The following is a 15,000-nucleotide window of genomic DNA, read 5'->3' as shown; positions in this document are numbered from 1 at the left end:
GGTTGTCCAACACTATTTTCTGATGATGGGAGCTGTCATGCACAGATCGTGCATGACAGCCCGGTGCAAAGATTATTCGTCGTCGTATTGCGGGCCTGCATAGTTATCAAAGCGTGACCACTGACCGTTAAAGGTCAGGCGCACCGTGCCGATCGGACCGTTACGCTGTTTACCCAGGATGATCTCGGCGATCCCTTTGAGATCGCTGTTTTCGTGATAGACCTCATCGCGATAGATAAACATGATCAAATCCGCATCCTGCTCGATCGAGCCCGACTCACGCAGATCCGAGTTCACCGGACGCTTATCGGCGCGCTGTTCCAGTGAGCGGTTGAGCTGCGACAGCGCCACAACCGGCACGTTCAGCTCTTTCGCCAGCGCCTTCAGCGAGCGGGAGATCTCCGCAATTTCCAGCGTACGGTTGTCCGACAGCGACGGCACGCGCATCAGCTGCAGATAGTCGATCATGATCAGGCTTAATCCGCCGTTCTCACGGTAGATACGCCGGGCGCGGGAGCGCACTTCGGTGGGCGTCAGGCCGGAAGAGTCATCGATATACATGTTTTTCTTCTCCAGCAGGATACCCATAGTGCCGGAGATGCGCGCCCAGTCCTCATCATCGAGCTGGCCGGTTCGGATGCGGGTCTGATCGACGCGGGAGAGTGACGCCAGCATACGCATCATAATCTGCTCGCTGGGCATCTCGAGGCTGAAGATCAGCACCGGCTTCTCCTGCAGCATAGCGGCGTTTTCGCACAGGTTCATCGCAAAGGTGGTTTTCCCCATCGAAGGACGGGCAGCGACAATAATCAGGTCAGAACCCTGCAGACCCGCCGTCTTTTTATTCAGATCCTGATAACCCGTATCGACACCGGTGACGCCGTCGTGCGGCGTCTGATAGAGCGATTCGATTCGGGAAACGGTCGACTCCAGAATCTGCTCGATATTTTTCGGACCCGCATCTTTATCTGCACGCGCTTCCGCAATCTTAAAGACGTTCGACTCCGCAAAATCCAGCAGCTCCTCACTGTTGCGCCCCTGCGGATCGTATCCGGCATCGGCGATCTGATTAGCGACAGCAATCATCTCACGCACCACTGCACGTTCGCGAACGATGTCCGCATACGCGCCAATGTTCGCCGCACTTGGGGTATTTTTTGCCAGCTCAGCCAGATAGGCGAAGCCACCCGCCATCTCCAGTTCGCCGCGCGTTTCCAGCGATTCGGAGAGCGTAATCAGGTCGATGGGTTTGCTGTTTTCCAGCAGCCGCTGCATCTCTGAAAAAATCAGCCGATGCGAACGGTTGAAAAAATCATTCGCGACGACGCGCTCAGAGACGTTGTCCCAGCGCTCGTTATCCAGCATTAACCCACCCAGCACAGACTGCTCCGCTTCCAGCGAATGCGGGGGCATTTTCACGCCTGCGAGCTGGCTATCCTGCGTTTCGTTCGATTTGTTGGTGGGTTTATTTCCTGCCATAGTGAATGCATTACCGATCTTCTGTGGGGACGCGCAAGTATACCTCAGTTAAGGGGCGCGCCTCACGCTCATGATAAAACAATCACAGGAGTCAGAATGGCAAAGCGTATTCAGTTCAGTGCGCACGGCGGGCCGGACGTTTTAGAATGGACAGATTTTGAACCTGCTGAGCCAGCGGAACACGAAGTTCAGGTAGAGCATCGCGCTATCGGCATCAACTACATCGATACCTATGTGCGCAGCGGCCTTTATCCGGTGGCCACGTTTCCTTCCGGCCTGGGGACGGAAGCGGCGGGCGTGGTGTCACGGGTGGGCCGGGGCGTCACCCTGTTTAAGCCCGGCGACCGCGTGGTCTACTGCCTGGCGTCCATGGGCGCCTATAGCGAAGTGCACAACGTGGCGGAAGATCGCCTGATGCATCTGCCGGAGGCGATCAGCTTTGAACTGGGTGCAGCCAGCTATCTGAAGGGGCTGACCACCCAATATCTGCTGCGCCAGACCCATAAAATCAGCGCCGGGGAAACCTTCCTGTTTCACGCGGCGGCAGGCGGCGTCGGACTGATCGCCTGTCAGTGGGCAAAGGCGCTGGGCGCGCACCTGATCGGCACGGTGGGTTCAGCGGAGAAAGCTACGCTGGCGCAACAGGCAGGGGCCTGGGCGACCATCAACTACCGTGAAGAGGACATTGCGCAGCGCGTCAGCGAACTGACCGACGGCAAAAAAGTGGGCGTGGTCTACGACTCTGTCGGCAAGGATACCTGGGAAGCCTCGCTGGATTCGCTGCGTCGTCATGGCCTGCTGGTCAGTTTCGGTAACGCGTCCGGACCGGTGACCGGGGTTGACCTTGGCATTCTGAATAAGAAAGGGTCACTGTTTGTGACGCGCCCTTCACTGTTTGGTTACATCACCAACCGCCAGGAGCTGGAAACCGCCAGTGCCGAACTGTTCTCGCTGCTGGCCAGCGGCGCGATTCGTGTGGACGTCCCGGCGCAGCAGACGTTTGCGCTGAAAGAGGCCAGCAGAGCGCATCAGATGCTGGAAAGCCGTGCCACGCAGGGCTCCTGCCTGTTAATCCCCTAAGCGTCAGCAACAAAAAGGGCTTCCCGCAGGAAGCCCTTTTCTTTTTTTCTTTTTTGTTCGCGCTGGTGTAGGGACAGCGGCGATGAATTCATGTCGAGTCGATGGCACATCGAATTGACGACAGCATCCTGCCAGAAAACATAAGTAAAAAATATGTTTAATTGCAGATCTGCATTAAACAATCTCTCACTCTGTGATCGTCACCGCATTTAACGCCAGCCTTTTCGGTCTAACCTGTTGATCTTACGACGCAGCCGGCGGCGGACTCGCGCGTCGCGGTCGCCAAAAAAAGCCCGATGCAGCCAGACGGCGATCACCGCCAGCACCAGCCACGGTAACACTTTGATAACAAGTGCGAACAGTCCCCCGACAAACATCACGAGAGTGGCCACCACCAGTGCCGCCAGTACGCCCAGCAGCGAAACGCCAGTGAGCAGCAGCATCAGGAAAAAACCCAATACGAATAAAATTTCCACGTCAGCGATCCTTTTTTGATAACAATTGTTATGGTTGTTACAAAAAGCATGCCAACTGATAACCACCTGCTTTTGCAGGAATGAAAGAAGAAGCCGACTCTCTTACCTGGTGAGAAAAACCAGATTATGGCGTAAAAAAAACCAGCCCAGAGGCTGGTTTTTTAATGCTCCAGAAGCGGATCAGGCCTCCTGCGGGATTTTATCCGCGACCAGCGACAGCGCCGCTTCCAGTACACGCACGTCCGCGCCCGGCTTGTGAGCATTTTCGCTGAGATGGCGACGCCACTGGCGCGCGCCAGGAATGCCCTGGAACAGCCCCAGCATGTGACGCGTAATATGGCCCAGATAGGTGCCCTTCGCCAGCTCCGCGTCGATATAAGGATACATGGCGCGCACCACCTCAACCGGATTCACCGCCGGATGCTGTCGGCCAAATAAAGTCTGATCAACCTGCGCCAGAATGCCGGGGTTCTGATAGGCTTCGCGGCCCATCATTACGCCGTCGAGGTGCTGCAGATGGGTCTGCGCCTCCTCCAGCGTTTTCACGCCGCCATTGAGGGCGATGGTGAGGTGCGGGAAATCCTGCTTCAGCTGATAAACGCGTGGATAATCCAGCGGCGGAATTTCGCGATTCTCTTTGGGGCTGAGGCCGGAGAGCCAGGCTTTGCGCGCATGGATGATAAAGGTGTCGCACTCGCCGCGCCCCGCGACCGTCCCGATAAAATCGGTCAGGAACCCATAGCTGTCCAGCTCATCAATGCCAATACGGGTTTTAACGGTAACCGGGATGGAAACCACGTCGCGCATCGCTTTAATGGCATCCGCGACCAGATTCGCCTCGGCCATCAGGCAGGCACCGAAACGGCCATTCTGCACCCGATCCGAAGGACAGCCGACGTTCAGGTTGATCTCATCGTAGCCACGCTGTTCTGCCAGCTTCGCACACTGCGCCAGCGCCGCCGGATCGCTGCCACCCAGCTGCAACGCAACCGGATGTTCGGCCTCACTGTAAGCCAGATAATCCCCTTTGCCATGAATGATCGCGCCGGTCGTCACCATTTCGGTGTAGAGCAGCGTGTCGCCGGTCAGCTGACGATGAAAATAACGACAGTGGCGATCGGTCCAGTCGAGCATAGGGGCGATGGAGAAGCGTTGCGAAGAAAAAGTAGCCATGTAGCGCAGACAATCCGGTAATTATGGGTGATGGAATTCTGTGCAAGGATAACACAAGGGCGGGCGATAGTGCATCGCCCGCCCCCAGGAGAACCGGAATAACGCGCTTAGAAGTTAAAGCCGAGCTGCGCCATTGCACCCCAGGTGTTATTAGCACCGACGGAGCCCGCCAGATCCAGATGGACGGTGTTGTTAAACGGCGAGAGACCAAAACCGGCGGTAGCCACATTCTCGTCGTTGGACCGCATGTCCGCACGATAGCCGGCGCGCAGCTGCAGCCAGTCGAGTACGCGGTATTCCGCGCCCACTGCCGCATACTGGCTGTTATCCTGGCTTTTGAAGCGTTTTGTCTCCGTCAGATCCACATCGCCTGTCACGGTAAATGGACCTTTATCCCAGGCCAGGCCGGTGGTGACCAGTGGGCGAATCTGGTAGGTATCGCGATAACCATTGACCTCCCGGGTCTGCAGGTCGCGCGACACCAGGTTCTGACCGGTGACGCCCAGCGTCCAGTTCTCAGCAAAGGTCGTCGCCAGACCGGCATCGACGTTGAACCCGGTATCTGTGCTGCGATACTGGCTGTTGTTGATGTCGTTCTTGTCGTAGTTATAGATGCTGGCGGTGTAGTTATAGAGCCAGGTTTTCTGCACTTTCGGCGTGACGCCCACCGACACCGGCTGACCGGCGATGGTGAACTCATGGGCGACCGCCACACCATAATCGGTGACGAGGGCCGCAAGGCCATTTGCGCTGGAGCGAAGCGTGTTCTGGTCGCCCTGACGAGGCAGTATCGTGCCATTAGCCACGCCGCGCAGATAGTCGATATCGCCCTGCACGACGTTAGCGCGAACGTGCGCGGTTCCGTAGGCTTTGGTAATGAATGCGAACGGCAGCGTCTCATTCGGAACCGTCACAGCAACGGCGACACCCGCCGAGCCATCAGCCTTATCGCCGCGCAAGTCACTCAGCCTGTTAGCCACATCACCCGAGGCCGCTCGCAGTTCAGGATAGCCACGAAAATAGTCTGCGGGCGTAAAGTTACCCAGGACTGAGCGGTAACGATCCACGGTGTCCGTAATGTCGTCGACCTTGTTAATCAGGTCATCTTTGTCGGTGACCTGAATACCGGCTGACGGAAAAATAATGCTGACGTTATCGTCGGGTCTGGCACGCGTCATCAATGCCGGGTTTGCCAGCACGGCGGAGCCATAGAGAGAAGAAGCGACGCCGGTGCCACCCATGGCGTCATTACGTGCATCGTACCAGGTCCCTGCCGCCATGGCGGAAGAAGAAAGGAAAAGCGCGGTCACCGCAGCGGAGTACTTCAGCGCCGGACGTTGAGCGGATTTTTTCACCATTTGCCTGCCATCACCTGAAAATTGTCATCAATACATTCAATGACTGAATAATTTGTTAGCCGTATTGTGAATGCTGGCTAACGCGTCGTTGCTGTGAATTCAAAGGAAACAGTGCCTTAATTCAAGGGATTGGACGTTTTCCAACCAAAAACATGTTGTGATTGTTCAAACTGAGTCGGGGGATTTCAAAAAATACCAGACGTTTCTTAAGTCTTTCTGAACATTACTTCTTAACTCCGTGAGATGCAAAGCAAAATGCCGATAAATTCCTCTTCCGGTTGATTCAGAATGGATCTGTTTTGTCGCCAGTAAGGGTAAAAATGCGGACCGGAATGCTGAATATGCTGGTTTAACAGGCAATTAATGCTGTTTTTTTCAGCCAGAAGCCACTTAAGCACCTCGCCGCTAATTGTGATAAAATAACATCACTTATCCAGCGGAGAATTTTCATGACAACCATGACGACGCAGCAAATTCTGACCCAGGCCGAAAAAATGTGCCTGCAGCGCGGTGTGCGTCTGACGTCGCAGCGTGCTGAAGTGCTGCGCCTGATGGCCGAACAGCCTGGCTCCATCAGCGCCTACGATCTGCTGGACCAGCTGCGGGTCAGTGAACCTCAGGCCAAACCGCCTACGGTTTACCGGGCGCTCGATTTCCTGCTGGAACAGGGCTTTATCCATCGTGTGGAGTCCAATAATAGCTACGTAATGTGTCACCATTTTGAAGCACCAGCACATACCTCGGTGATGCTGGTCTGCGATCGCTGTGCCGCCGTCACAGAAAAACAGGCGCAGGGCGTGGAGACCATTATCACGACGCTGGCGGGCGAAGCGCGGTTTGCTCTGCGTCATAGCGTGATCGAAGCGCATGGGTTGTGTGAAAACTGTGCGGAAGTAGCAGCCTGTACGCATCATGAAAGCTGTGAACATGATCATCAGGATGAGGGAAAAAAGCGGGGAAAACGGGGCTAGCGGCAACGCCTGAAGGCAGTTCCGGTGAGGCCTCACCGGAACAGAGGCTTGATTACCAGCGGTAATCTTTGTTGTGCGTTTCCCAGTCCGTTACTTCGCGCTCTGCTTCATCTTTCGCATAGCCGTAACGCTCCTGAATTTTACCCACCAGCTGATCGCGTTTACCTTCGATTACCTGCATGTCGTCGTCGGTCAGCTTGCCCCATTTCTCTTTCATCTTGCCTTTGAACTGCTTCCAGTTGCCGCTCGCTTCATCTTTATTCATGGCAGACCTCCAATCCTCGGGGTTTTATTAGCTGGCTACTCAACGTAACCTCGATACAAAGCGCTACTTAACTGCGCTGTATAGCGTTAATAGTAGTCGGTTTATTCCAGTTAGCAGAATAATACAGAATAATCTGTATCCTTTTGCCACCGCAGCTGGATCACGCCTCAAACCAGCTGTTCTGACGCCAGTGCCGGCGCCAGATGAGCCAGAGCGTCAGGCCCCGCAGCGCCAGAAACACGGTGACCGCCAGCCACAGTCCGTGGTTACCCAGCAGCGGTACGCTCAGCAGCGTCAGAAAGTAGCCCGCAGCGGCCATAACCATGCTGTTGCACATGTCACGACCGCGCGTTGCGCCGATAAACATACCATCCAGCAGGTAGCACCAGACGCCCGCCAGCGGCATGATCACCTGCCAGATCAGATAGCGATCGGCAGTCTGTTGCAGGGAGGTAAGTGAGGTCAGCAACGTTACGATCTGCGGGCCAGCGACCGCATAGACCAGTGAGAAGAACAGTGCAACGGCCACCGCCTGACGACAGGCAGCGTGCCAGACGCGCAGCAGTTTGCTGCCATCTTTTGCGCCATGTGCCTCACCGGCAAACGCCTCTACCGCATAGGCAAAGCCATCCAGTGCGTAAGCGGTGAAGGTAATAAACATCAGTAAGACGGCGTTTACCGCGACCACGTCGGGGCCGAGTCGTGCGCCCAGCACGGTCAGCGAGGCGAAACAGAGTTGCAGCATCAGGGAGCGCAGCATGATATCCCGGTTGAGGCGCAGCAGCCGGGCTGTGTCACCGCGCCAGCTCTGTTTCAGCAGGGCTGGCGTGATGCCGTGCCGTTTCAGTACCCGCCAGACCATGATACTGCCGACGCCCAGCGTGATATATTCGGCCAGTGCCGTGGCAGTGGCCGCACCCGCGACACCCCAGTGCCGCCCCATGACCAGCCAGAGATCGAGCACGATATTCACCAGATTCCCCACCACCAGCAGGATCACCGGCGCGCGTGCATACTGCACGCCCAGCAGCCAGCCCAGAATCACCAGGTTTGCCAGCGTGGCCGGCGCACTGAGCCAGCGAATCTGAATAAATTGTGCCGCCTGCGCCAGAACCTCGGGACTGCCGCCGACCAGCTGTGTCGCCAGCCGGATAATCGGATAGCGTAAGGCGATAAACAGCACACCAGCCAGCAGCGCAATCATCAGCGGCTGGACCAGCGCCCGCGCCAGCGCCGTCCTGTCGCCTGCACCCAGCGCCTGCGCCGTGAGGCCAGTGGTGCTCATTCGCAGAAAAAGCAGCAGCATAAAGAGGAAACTGGTGACGGTGGTCCCGACCGCGACTCCGCCAAGATAGACAGGGCTGTCGAGATGACCAATAACTGCGGTATCGACCACGCCCAGTAAGGGCACGGTGATATTTGAAAGGATCATCGGCAGCGCAAGCCGCCAGAGATTTTTATCGGTTGCCGTGATAAAGCGCATTCGCCGTTCCGTGCTCAGTGTCGCTGGGCAAACAGGGCCGCAGCAAAATCAGGGCAGACAGAATAGCATCAGAGAGGGCGAATGCACGCGGGCATAAAATCAGAGCCACTCGCCGTTGCGAACCACGCCTACCGCCAGACCTTCAATGGTCAGCGACTGCGCACGGGTATCAACCACGATCGGATCAAACTCGCTGTTTTCAGGCAGCAGATGGACGATAGCCCCCTGCTTTTTCCAGCGCTTCACCGTAACTTCATCATCAATGCGCGCCACGACAACCTGCCCATTACGCACATCCTGGGTTTTATGCACCGCGAGCAAATCGCCATCCATAATCCCGATATCTTTCATCGACATTCCACTGACGCGCAGCAGAAAGTCAGCCGACGGCTTAAACAGGCCCGGATCCACCTTGTAGTGGGTTTCGATATGTTCCTGCGCCATGATCGGCTCACCGGCAGCGACCCGGCCAATCAGCGGTAAGCCTTCTGAGGCTTCTTCTTCCATCAACAGACGGATGCCGCGCGAGGCGCCGGACACGATCTCGATGACGCCTTTACGCGCCAGCGCTTTCAGGTGCTCTTCTGCCGCATTCGGCGAACGGAATCCCAGCTGCGCGGCAATCTCCGCACGCGTAGGCGGCATGCCTGTTGAAGTAATATGGTCGCGAATCAGGTCATAGACCTGCTGCTGCCTGCTGGTTAATGCTTTCATCCCGCCCCCTGGTTGTTTATACAGTCGCTGTGAGTATATACAGGTATTGGCGAAATGGAAACCGATTGTCCCGCAAAACGCGGCTTCCGACGCGATATGGAACGCTTATCGCAAATGTGTCCAGAGCAGCGCGATCCAGACAAACAGCGCCAGTAAAATGGTGATCAGCACGGCGGCCGACCCCATATCTTTCGCCCGACCGGCCAGGGGATGAAGCTCCTGACCGATGCGGTCAACCACAGATTCAATCGCGCTGTTAAGGATTTCGACAATCACCACCAGCACCACGGAGCCAATCATGAGGATACGGGAGACGACATCCACATCCAGCCAGCAGGCGATAACGATGGCGGCCAGCGCGGCCAGCGCTTCCTGGCGAAATGCCGCTTCATGCTGCCAGGCAGCACGCAGCCCCTGCCATGAGTAACCTGCGGCTTTAACTATTCTGATAAGTCCGGTGGCATTATTTGCCATGATGGGGGAACCCTTTCATCGTATTGACGTCAATGTCTGGGCTGCGTGCAATTAGCACCACCACAGATCTTCGCTGCACTTTCTGGTATGCTTGCGGCGCTTTGCTAACAAGAGGCTTCATGTTGTCTATGTCAGGTTGGCGTAAACTTTATTACAAACTGCTTAATTTACCACTGTCGTTTTTGGTAAAAAGTAAGGCCATTCCGGCCGATCCCGTTTCAGAACATGGCCTGGATCCGACCCGGCCTATTATGTATGTTTTGCCTTACGATTCGAAGGCCGACTTACTGACTTTGCGTGCCCAGTGTCTGCGACATCATCTGCCCGATCCGCTCTCTCCACTGGAGATTGACGGTTCGCTGCTGCCGCGTCACGTTTTTATTCACGATGGCCCACGCGTCTTCCCCTATTTTGTGCCCAGCGTCGAATCTGTGAAAATCTTTCACGACTATCTCGATCTGCATCGAAACAATCCCACGCTGGATATTCAGATGCTGCCGGTCACCGTGATGTTTGGCCGCGCGCCCGGACGTGAAGTGCAGGGTGAAGCGACGCCGCATCTGCGGGTCCTGAACGGCGTACAGAAATTCTTTGCCGTCATCTGGCACGGGCGCGACAGTTTTGTCCGCTTCTCGCCCACCGTCTCGCTGCGCCGCATGGCAACCGAACACGGAACGGACAAGTCGATCGCCCAGAAGCTGGCCCGCGTGGCCCGCATTCATTTTGCCCGCCAGCGGCTGGCCGCGATTGGCCCGCGTTTACCGGCGCGTCAGGATCTCTTTAATCGTCTGCTGCAGTCCAAAGCGATTGAAAAAGCGGTTGAAGATGAAGCCCGCAGCAAAAAAATCTCCCATGAGAAAGCGCAGCAGAATGCCATCGAGATGATGGAAGAGATTGCGGCCAACTTCTCCTACGAAGCGATTCGCGTGACTGACCGGGTAATGGGCTGGCTCTGGAGCCGCCTCTATCAGGGCATCAACGTCAACGGCGGCGAAAAAGTGCGTCAGCTGGCGCAGGATGGTCATGAGATCGTCTACGTGCCCTGCCACCGCAGCCACATGGATTATCTGCTGCTTTCTTACGTGCTCTACCATCAGGGACTGGTGCCGCCGCATATCGCAGCCGGGATCAACCTTAACTTCTGGCCGGCAGGCCCGATTTTCCGTCGTCTGGGCGCGTTCTTTATCCGCCGTACCTTTAAAGGCAACAAGCTCTACGCCACGGTGTTCCGCGAATACCTCGGCGAGCTGTTTACCCGCGGCTATTCGGTTGAGTACTTCGTTGAAGGGGGCCGCTCACGCACCGGTCGCCTGCTGGACCCGAAAACCGGCACTCTGGCGATGACGCTGCAGGCGATGCTGCGCGGCGGAAACCGCCCGATCACGCTGGTGCCGATCTACATCGGCTATGAGCACGTGATGGAAGTGGGGACTTACGCCAAAGAGCTGCGCGGCGCAGCGAAAGAGAAAGAGGGCTTCATGCAGATGGTGCGTGGCTTACGCAAGCTACGCAATCTCGGTCAGGGCTACGTTAACTTTGGCGAGCCGATGCCGCTGGTCAACTATCTCAACAAGCGCGTGCCCGAATGGCGCGATGCCATTGATCCCATTGAGCCGCAGCGCCCAAGCTGGTTAACGCCGACCGTCAATGATATTGCAGCCAGTCTGATGGTGCGTATCAATGAAGCGGGCGCAGCCAATGCCATGAACCTCTGCGTCACGGCCCTGCTTGCCTCACGTCAGCGCTCACTCACCCGCGAACAGCTGATTGAACAGCTGGCATGCTATACCCAGCTTCTGCGCAACGTCCCCTATTCACCCAACGCGACGGTGCCCGATCTCACCGCGGAAGCGCTGCTGGATCATGCCATGGGCATGAACAAGTTTGAGAGTGAAAAGGACAGTATCGGCGACATCATCATTCTGCCGCGCGAGCAGGCGGTGCTGATGACCTACTATCGCAACAACATTCATCACATGCTGGTGATGCCGTCGCTGATTGCCGCCATTGTTCAGCAGCACCAGACGCTGAGCGAAGCCGAACTGCTGCGTCAGGTGAGCCTGATCTATCCGATGCTGAAGAGTGAGCTGTTCCTGCGCTGGCAGACCGATGAACTGCCGCAACTGCTGACCGATCTGTGTCAGGAGCTGGCGCGTCAGGGCCTGATCACGCGTGAAGCCGGTGAGCTGCGCTTTACTGCGGCACGCTATCGCACGCTGCAGCTGCTGGCGGCCGGGGTGCGTGAAACGCTGCAGCGTTACGCTATCACCTTCTCAATTCTCAGCGCCAAGCCGACGATTAACCGCGGCACGCTGGAAAAAGAGAGCCGGACGCTGGCACAGCGACTGTCAGTACTGCACGGCATCAATGCACCGGAGTTCTTCGACAAAGCCGTCTTCACCTCGCTGGTGCTGACGCTGCGCGATGAAGGGTATATCAGTGACAGCGGCGATGCCGATGTCACGCAGACCCAGGCGACCTGGCATATCCTGGCGGATCTGGTGACCAATGACGTTCGCATGACGATTGAAACCGCCGTGGCGCACGACTGACACCTGCGTACAGCAAAAAAGGCGACCTCATAAGGTCGCCTTTTTTATGCCCAAAACTTCGGAGCAAAAGAGATCTGGAAGCAATAAACAGGCTCAACACGCCGGGAACACGGTCAGAAGAGGAAAGCGTCCCGCGCCACGGATGGCGCGGGCCGAGCATGACAGGGATGGCGGCTTTTGCGTCTTTCCGATCTGATCGTGTTTCCTGCGCACGCTCGATCTCGCCGCTAAATGAGCCTTTTTACACCCAAAACTTTCAGAACAGCTGGCTGAACGGCGGCGTATTCATCAGCACGCCCAGGAACAGCACCATCCCGACATAGTTGTTATTCAGGAACGCCTGAAAACAGAGCTGACGCTCGCGCCCGGCGATCAACTTCTGCTGATAAACAAACAGCGCCGCCGCCAGCAGCAGCGTCCAGTAGAAAGCGCCATTCAGATGCAGCAGCATCCCCACCAGCGCCATCAGCACCAGCGTCGCCAGCTGCAGCAGGCCGATAATCAGCTTGTCGAAACGGCCAAACAGAATCGCGGTCGACTTCACGCCAATCTTCAGATCGTCATCCCGATCCACCATCGCATACTGCGTATCGTAGGCGACCGTCCAGCAGATGTTGGCAATAAAGACCAGCCAGCAGACGAGAGGTAAGGACTCACTAACTGCGGACCACGCCATAGGAATTGCCCAGCCAAAGGCAGCGCCCAGTACCACCTGCGGCAGATGGGTATAGCGTTTCATAAAGGGATAAACCCAGGCCAGCGCCAGCCCCACGACGGAGAGCATAATCGTCATCAGGTTCATGGTCAGCACCAGCGCAAAGGCCGCCAGTGCCAGGATCACAAACAGCAGCTTCGCCTCTCTGGCGCTCACCGCTCCGCTGGCCAGAGGGCGGTGCTTCGTGCGCTCGACATGACCATCCACCTTACGGTCGGCATAGTCATTAATCACACAACCCGCCGCGCGCATCACAAACACCCCGGCGACAAAGACCGCCAGCACCGGCAGCGGCGGCACGGCCCTGTCTGCCAGCCACAACGCCCAGAGCGTGGGCCACAGCAGCAGCAGCGTCCCGATCGGTTTGTCGATACGCATCAGACGGGCATACGCCCGCCATTTCATCGTCATACTCGTTTGCACTACAGAGCCCTCAATCCCGATCGCGATAGAATGGCGATGCGGGTAAAAACAGTTCAGTCAACAGCAGCGGTTTGCCGGAGAGACGCAGGCGTGAACGCCGCCCCCATAATCCCTCCACCTGCCCCGGTTCGATAAAATCACGTGTCAGGGTCGACGCGGAGAAAAGATAGCGGCCCAGAGGACGGGTGCCGAGCTGTTGCAGCATCGCCTCCGGCCCGTTGAGAGTGCTTTCCGGTACCAGTGTGCGGCCAGCCAGCCAGGGCTGACCGTCGCCAGACAGCAGCACTTCCCGCAGCCAGAAGCGTTCATCGTCCGGCAACAGCGCCTTTTCCTCGCCCAGTTCGCGGGCGTCGATAAAGCCTTCACGCAGCGGCTGTACCGTGACCCGCTGACAATGCTGCTCAAAGCGGCGCGTCATTGAGTCCTCCTCCATCAGCCAGTCAAGCTGGGCGGGCGCAGGGGCTGCCTGCGACGGAGAAAGCCAGTTGAGCGCACGTAATAAGCTGAGCGCGTCTTGCGACATAGCACCACTCCCAGTAATTTTCAGGTCGGTAGTTTAGCGCAGAGACGCGATGCGAACACCTGCCGTCGTAGCCAACGGCAGAGAGATTACTCGCGTTTGAGCCGGTTGCTGTTTGCCAGCCACAGCGTGACCACCAGAATCAGTATCGCGGCCGAGTAACAGAGCGTATCGAAGGGATTTTTATGGTCGACGATGATCAGGCGGATAATGGCCGTGATCCCGATATAGACAAAGTAGCGCAGCGGAAAGTGATAACCCGACTGAAAGTACTTCACAATCAGCGCAATAAACTCGAAATAGAGGAAATAGATGACGATTCCCTCAATCAGCAGGTAGGAAGAGGCCTGCTCGCCGGTGTTGAACAGTACGTTTGCCAGGTGGATTGTCTCTTTGCCCAGGAAGACGATAAGGATGATCGCCAGACTCAGCAGACCCAGATTGAGCACCCACTGCAGCAGCGTGGCAAGGTGGCGGGCAAACGGATTTTTTTCACTCATGTTGCGCCTTAAAAAAGAGTTATCAGCGCAGGCTATCATGCGCGAGTGTGACACAAATCACAATATTGACTCAGGCCTCCACATCCACACAGAGCGCATCGTAACGCCAGTATTCGCAGTCACAATCAATGACTTCCCGATGCTGATTGCGATTGATACGGGTGATTAGCAGGCCGGGGCTGCCGGATGCCACATTCAGCGTCGGCGCGGCAATCTCCGGCAACGGACCGGGCAGGATGGTGAAACGCGCTCCGCCGTAACGGATGCCGTAACGCTGGTCGTAGAGATCGGTCAGTGAACATGTCAAATCTTCGCCAAGTAAACCCGGGAAAAACCGGGGATTGAGGTAGTGTTCGACATAGAGCACCGCGCGGCCATCAATGCGCCGCAGGCGGCGGATGCAGTAAACCGCCGTACCCGGCGCCAGCTGTAAGGCGGTCGCCACGCTGTCGTGCGCCGTGACCGCTTCGGCGGCAATCACTTCGGTGGTTGCCTGCCGTCCCTGCGCGCGCGCCATGGCATGAAAATGGCTGTGATGCAGCGGGTTATAGATCAGCCGCGGTGGCGCAATAAACCAGCCGCGCCGCAGCTCCCGGTAGATCACCCCCTGCGCTTCCAGCTTGCCCAGGGCTTCCCGCAGGGTAATGCGGGTGGTGCTGAACGCCTCGCTCAGGGCGCGCTCGGCGGGCAGGCGTCCGCCGCTGAACTCGCCAGAGTGAATGCGCGTCAGCAGGGCGCTGGCAATCGCATCCGCCGATTTGAGTACTGGTGACGCCACAACATTCGCCTCATTTTAGTGCGACCCCGCACGCTTACT

The 15,000-nt window shown here is 57.0% G+C and carries 15 protein-coding genes; 3 read left to right on the top strand and 12 right to left on the bottom strand.

The features are described from left to right. Positions 1-72: 72 nt before the first annotated feature. The gene (gene dnaB, locus RT657_RS04350) at positions 73-1,479 is read right to left on the bottom strand and encodes a replicative DNA helicase (RefSeq protein ID WP_313652748.1); all 1,407 of its coding nucleotides are present in this window, start codon (positions 1,477-1,479) and stop codon (positions 73-75) included. Positions 1,480-1,575: 96 nt separating this feature from the next. On the opposite strand from dnaB, the gene RT657_RS04345 reads away from it, so the two are divergent. Then, positions 1,576-2,559, top strand: a complete 984-nt coding sequence (locus RT657_RS04345) for a quinone oxidoreductase (RefSeq protein ID WP_313652746.1) — start codon at positions 1,576-1,578, stop codon at positions 2,557-2,559. A gap of 209 nt (positions 2,560-2,768) precedes the next feature. Here RT657_RS04345 and pspG read toward each other — a convergent pair whose 3' ends face one another. The 3 genes from pspG to RT657_RS04330 all read right to left on the bottom strand — a co-directional run bounded on the left by pspG (position 2,769) and on the right by RT657_RS04330 (position 5,566). After that, entirely contained in the window at positions 2,769-3,035 is a 267-nt protein-coding gene (gene pspG, locus RT657_RS04340; RefSeq protein WP_313652744.1) for an envelope stress response protein PspG, read from the bottom strand. A 180-nt stretch (positions 3,036-3,215) separates the two neighbouring features. After that, the gene (gene dusA / locus RT657_RS04335; protein ID WP_313652743.1) at positions 3,216-4,208 is read right to left on the bottom strand and encodes a tRNA dihydrouridine(20/20a) synthase DusA; all 993 of its coding nucleotides are present in this window, start codon (positions 4,206-4,208) and stop codon (positions 3,216-3,218) included. Between the two features lie 107 nt (positions 4,209-4,315). Continuing rightward, on the bottom strand, positions 4,316-5,566 hold the full coding sequence (locus RT657_RS04330) for a conjugal transfer protein TraF (protein WP_313652742.1): 1,251 nt from the start codon (positions 5,564-5,566) through the stop codon (positions 4,316-4,318). 449 nt (positions 5,567-6,015) lie between these two features. Here RT657_RS04330 and zur point away from each other — a divergent pair, with 449 nt between their 5' ends. Continuing rightward, on the top strand, positions 6,016-6,537 hold the full coding sequence (gene zur, locus RT657_RS04325; protein WP_313652741.1) for a zinc uptake transcriptional repressor Zur: 522 nt from the start codon (positions 6,016-6,018) through the stop codon (positions 6,535-6,537). 52 nt (positions 6,538-6,589) lie between these two features. On the opposite strand, the gene RT657_RS04320 is transcribed toward zur, so the two are convergent. From RT657_RS04320 to RT657_RS04305, 4 genes are all read right to left on the bottom strand, one after another. Then, a complete protein-coding gene (locus RT657_RS04320) occupies positions 6,590-6,802 on the bottom strand; it encodes a CsbD family protein (RefSeq protein ID WP_313652739.1) in 213 nt (70 codons plus the stop codon). A gap of 160 nt (positions 6,803-6,962) precedes the next feature. Next, positions 6,963-8,285, bottom strand: coding sequence for an MATE family efflux transporter DinF (gene dinF / locus RT657_RS04315; protein WP_313652738.1), 1,323 nt, complete (start codon positions 8,283-8,285; stop codon positions 6,963-6,965). 99 nt (positions 8,286-8,384) lie between these two features. Then, positions 8,385-8,999, bottom strand: a complete 615-nt coding sequence (gene lexA, locus RT657_RS04310; protein ID WP_111140194.1) for a transcriptional repressor LexA — start codon at positions 8,997-8,999, stop codon at positions 8,385-8,387. A 105-nt stretch (positions 9,000-9,104) separates the two neighbouring features. Then, complete coding sequence (locus RT657_RS04305) at positions 9,105-9,473, bottom strand: diacylglycerol kinase (protein ID WP_313652737.1); 369 nt, start codon at positions 9,471-9,473, stop codon at positions 9,105-9,107. 128 nt (positions 9,474-9,601) lie between these two features. On the opposite strand from RT657_RS04305, the gene plsB reads away from it, so the two are divergent. Beyond that, positions 9,602-12,025: a glycerol-3-phosphate 1-O-acyltransferase PlsB gene (gene plsB / locus RT657_RS04300; protein WP_313653194.1), complete on the top strand. Its 2,424-nt coding sequence runs from the start codon at positions 9,602-9,604 to the stop codon at positions 12,023-12,025. A gap of 256 nt (positions 12,026-12,281) precedes the next feature. Here the strand turns inward: plsB and ubiA are convergent, their stop codons facing one another. The 4 genes from ubiA to RT657_RS04280 form a co-directional block, all read right to left on the bottom strand. Next, positions 12,282-13,151, bottom strand: a complete 870-nt coding sequence (gene ubiA / locus RT657_RS04295) for a 4-hydroxybenzoate octaprenyltransferase (protein WP_313652736.1) — start codon at positions 13,149-13,151, stop codon at positions 12,282-12,284. A gap of 22 nt (positions 13,152-13,173) precedes the next feature. Beyond that, the gene (gene ubiC / locus RT657_RS04290) at positions 13,174-13,686 is read right to left on the bottom strand and encodes a chorismate lyase (protein WP_313652734.1); all 513 of its coding nucleotides are present in this window, start codon (positions 13,684-13,686) and stop codon (positions 13,174-13,176) included. A gap of 86 nt (positions 13,687-13,772) precedes the next feature. Continuing rightward, complete coding sequence (gene psiE / locus RT657_RS04285) at positions 13,773-14,183, bottom strand: phosphate-starvation-inducible protein PsiE (protein ID WP_313652733.1); 411 nt, start codon at positions 14,181-14,183, stop codon at positions 13,773-13,775. Positions 14,184-14,253: 70 nt separating this feature from the next. After that, the gene (locus RT657_RS04280; RefSeq protein WP_313652732.1) at positions 14,254-14,961 is read right to left on the bottom strand and encodes a UTRA domain-containing protein; all 708 of its coding nucleotides are present in this window, start codon (positions 14,959-14,961) and stop codon (positions 14,254-14,256) included. Between the last annotated feature and the right edge of the window lie 39 nt (positions 14,962-15,000).

The organism is Pantoea sp., from assembly GCF_032114055.1.
Lineage (GTDB): Bacteria > Pseudomonadota > Gammaproteobacteria > Enterobacterales > Enterobacteriaceae > Pantoea.
The sequence above is the reverse complement of the archived record's forward strand: the minus strand, read 5'-3'. Positions and strand labels throughout refer to the sequence as shown.

What these genes read in the sequence shown, in the direction of transcription:
- ubiC (WP_313652734.1), bottom strand. Translation starts at nt 13,686, where the DNA reads ATGTCGCAAGACGCGCTCAGCTTATTACGTGCGCTCAACTGGCTTTCT.
- RT657_RS04345 (WP_313652746.1), top strand. Translation starts at nt 1,576, where the DNA reads ATGGCAAAGCGTATTCAGTTCAGTGCGCACGGCGGGCCGGACGTTTTA.
- RT657_RS04305 (WP_313652737.1), bottom strand. Translation starts at nt 9,473, where the DNA reads ATGGCAAATAATGCCACCGGACTTATCAGAATAGTTAAAGCCGCAGGT.
- RT657_RS04330 (WP_313652742.1), bottom strand. Translation starts at nt 5,566, where the DNA reads ATGGTGAAAAAATCCGCTCAACGTCCGGCGCTGAAGTACTCCGCTGCG.
- RT657_RS04320 (WP_313652739.1), bottom strand. Translation starts at nt 6,802, where the DNA reads ATGAATAAAGATGAAGCGAGCGGCAACTGGAAGCAGTTCAAAGGCAAG.
- dusA (WP_313652743.1), bottom strand. Translation starts at nt 4,208, where the DNA reads ATGGCTACTTTTTCTTCGCAACGCTTCTCCATCGCCCCTATGCTCGAC.
- zur (WP_313652741.1), top strand. Translation starts at nt 6,016, where the DNA reads ATGACAACCATGACGACGCAGCAAATTCTGACCCAGGCCGAAAAAATG.
- plsB (WP_313653194.1), top strand. Translation starts at nt 9,602, where the DNA reads ATGTCAGGTTGGCGTAAACTTTATTACAAACTGCTTAATTTACCACTG.
- ubiA (WP_313652736.1), bottom strand. Translation starts at nt 13,151, where the DNA reads ATGACGATGAAATGGCGGGCGTATGCCCGTCTGATGCGTATCGACAAA.
- lexA (WP_111140194.1), bottom strand. Translation starts at nt 8,999, where the DNA reads ATGAAAGCATTAACCAGCAGGCAGCAGCAGGTCTATGACCTGATTCGC.
- dinF (WP_313652738.1), bottom strand. Translation starts at nt 8,285, where the DNA reads ATGCGCTTTATCACGGCAACCGATAAAAATCTCTGGCGGCTTGCGCTG.
- dnaB (WP_313652748.1), bottom strand. Translation starts at nt 1,479, where the DNA reads ATGGCAGGAAATAAACCCACCAACAAATCGAACGAAACGCAGGATAGC.
- psiE (WP_313652733.1), bottom strand. Translation starts at nt 14,183, where the DNA reads ATGAGTGAAAAAAATCCGTTTGCCCGCCACCTTGCCACGCTGCTGCAG.